The organism is Mesorhizobium sp. M7A.F.Ca.ET.027.03.2.1, from assembly GCF_003999175.1.
Lineage (GTDB): Bacteria > Pseudomonadota > Alphaproteobacteria > Rhizobiales > Rhizobiaceae > Mesorhizobium.
On sequence record NZ_RZOM01000981.1, the window covers coordinates 1 to 2,349 of the forward strand.

At 61.1% G+C, this 2,349-nt stretch carries 3 protein-coding genes; 2 read left to right on the plus strand and 1 reads right to left on the minus strand.

Annotated features, from left to right (window positions below; translation table 11 throughout):
* Positions 1–142: 142 nt before the first annotated feature.
* The gene (locus EN750_RS29940; protein WP_127398892.1) at positions 143–1,018 is read left to right on the plus strand and encodes an ATP-binding protein; all 876 of its coding nucleotides are present in this window, start codon (positions 143–145) and stop codon (positions 1,016–1,018) included.
* A gap of 39 nt (positions 1,019–1,057) precedes the next feature.
* Here EN750_RS29940 and EN750_RS29945 read toward each other — a convergent pair whose 3' ends face one another.
* Positions 1,058–1,876 (minus strand): AraC family transcriptional regulator, encoded by an 819-nt coding sequence (locus EN750_RS29945; RefSeq protein WP_127398893.1) that lies wholly within the window; start codon positions 1,874–1,876, stop codon positions 1,058–1,060.
* 112 nt (positions 1,877–1,988) lie between these two features.
* Between EN750_RS29945 and EN750_RS29950 the strand changes: the two genes are divergently transcribed.
* Positions 1,989–2,349, plus strand: a 361-nt coding sequence (locus tag EN750_RS29950) for an NAD(P)H-binding protein (RefSeq protein WP_127398894.1), incomplete at its 3' end; no start/stop codon positions are given.

Genomic DNA, 2,349 nt, shown 5'->3' on the forward strand with positions numbered 1-2,349 from the left:
GTTAGAGCATGATCGCGAAAAGCGCGAGCCGGTTTCCGCAAAAGATTATGCTCTAACAAAAGGTTGCGACCGGTTTTGTATCAGGCGGAATCGGGCAGCTTCACGCCCCCAGACATCAAAAACGCGAAAACAAAAGACAGTCATGACCGACAGCAGCATTGAATCCCTGAACCAGAAACTCGACCGGCTGATCGAGGCGGTGAGCCGCCTTGCCCCGCCGCCGGTGCCCCAAACCGACCTCGGCGAGGCCGATTGTTTCGTCTGGCAGGCCGATCCGGGCTATCTGGAGCCGGTGCGCAATGTCAATCGCGTCGACATCGGCCTGATCCGTGGCGTCGACCGCGTCCGCGACATCCTTGTCGACAACACCGAACGCTTCGCCGCCGGCTACCCAGCCAACAATGTGTTGCTGTGGGGCGCGCGCGGCATGGGCAAATCGTCTCTGGTCAAGGCCGTGCATGCCGAAATCAACGCCAAGACCAAGTCCGACCTGCCGCTGAAGCTGATCGAAATCCACCGCGAGGACATCGACACGCTGCCGAAGCTGATGGGATTGCTCAAGGCGGCCCCCTTCCGCTTCATCCTGTTTTGCGACGACCTCTCCTTCGACCATGACGACACTTCCTACAAATCGCTCAAGGCAGCGCTCGAAGGCGGCGTCGAGGGTCGGCCAGTCAATGTCATCTTCTACGCCACCTCGAACCGCCGCCATCTGTTGCCCCGCGACATGATCGACAATGAGCGCTCGACCGCCATCAACCCGTCCGAGGCGGTGGAGGAGAAAGTGTCGCTGTCCGACCGCTTCGGGCTGTGGCTCGGCTTCCACAAATGTTCGCAGGATGAATATCTCGACATGATCGACGGCTATATCAGGCACCATGGCCTTGTCATGGATCCCGAGCAACTGCGCGCCGAAGCACTGGAATGGGCGACCACCCGCGGCAGCCGCTCGGGCCGCGTCGCCTGGCAGTTCACCCAGGACCTGGCTGGACGGCTCGGCAAGCCACTGAGGGACTGACACGTTGGGTGGCGTCGCCAACGCCATCCAATGACAAGATCATTTGGGCTGCGCCCGGCGCAAATCACGCGGCGTTTGGCCGATCTCGCGGCGCATCCAGTGCGCCAGATGTGACTGGTGCGCAAAGCCCGTCAATTCCGCCACCTCGCTTGTGCTGAGATCGCCTCGCTGCAGCAGGGCGCGTGCGCGTTCGACGCGACGTCGCACCACGTAGCGGTGCAGGGTGATGCCCGTCGCCGCCTTGAACCAAGCCCGCAAGTGCGAGCTGCTCGCCCCGGCAACTCGGCTCAATCGCTGGATTGAAAGGGGCTCGTGCAAGCCAGCTTCGATATGCTCCAACACGCGCTTGAGCTGGGCATCTGACAACCGGTTTGTTCGCTCGACATCGGAATTCTCAAGACCGAGCAGCCTCACCGCCAGAGCGGCGCCAATGCTGTCGGCAAACAAAGATCCACTCGGTGAGTTTGCGCCGAGATCGCTCTCGAGTGCACGGGCGAGATGTTGGATGCGCTGATCACGAAGCAGATGACGTGTGTCGAGCGGCAACGCGCGCGCCTTGCCACCTAGCTCAGCCGCCACCCTTTCCATCAGGGCTGGTTGTAACGCGATCTCGATCGTGTCGAACGGGGTTTCGGTCTCGAAGCCGCCCTCTTGGCCAGCGGGCACCAGGTCAATATCGCCGGCGCGCCTCACGAAATATCGACCAACCTCATTGCAGTAGGAACGCGTCGCCGCGCTTGCATGCACCATGATGCGATGATGGGCCGCCCTGGAGAGACGATGGACGCCCGCTTCGATATGCCAGAAGGCCATTGTGACGTCGGGCGGAAATCGGGCCGGAACAGACTGCGAATGCATGCTCTCTCGCTTCCTGGCAAAACCTGTCCAAGAATTGGCAATTCCCGCGCGATTTTCAATGCCATGGACATGTACCTACGCCTCTCCATCGAGCTTGGACGAGAGGTTAGCCATGAGTTTTTATGTAGTTGTCGGAGCAGGCCCGGTCGGGCACGAGACCGCGCGCCTTCTGGGCGAAGAAGGACATGATGTCGTTCTCACGAGCCGGAGTGTCGGCTCAAACGCGTTGCGGAACGTCCGGGCGGTGCAGGCCGATGCCACCGATGCCGTTGAACTGGCGCGTATCTGCCGAAACGCCGACGCCATTTTCATGTGTGCCATGGCCGCCTATCACCGGTGGCCGACCGACTTCTTCCCAATCATCGACGGCACCGTGCGTGCCGCGGAAGCGGTCGGCGCGAAGCTTGTGGTTCTCGGAAACCTCTATGGCTATGGGAAACATGCCGATACCCCGCTTCACTCCGACCTGTCTC

Coding starts and splice junctions, on each gene's coding strand:
- EN750_RS29940 (WP_127398892.1), top strand. CDS start 143: ATGACCGACAGCAGCATTGAATCCCTGAACCAGAAACTCGACCGGCTG.
- EN750_RS29945 (WP_127398893.1), bottom strand. CDS start 1,876: ATGCATTCGCAGTCTGTTCCGGCCCGATTTCCGCCCGACGTCACAATG.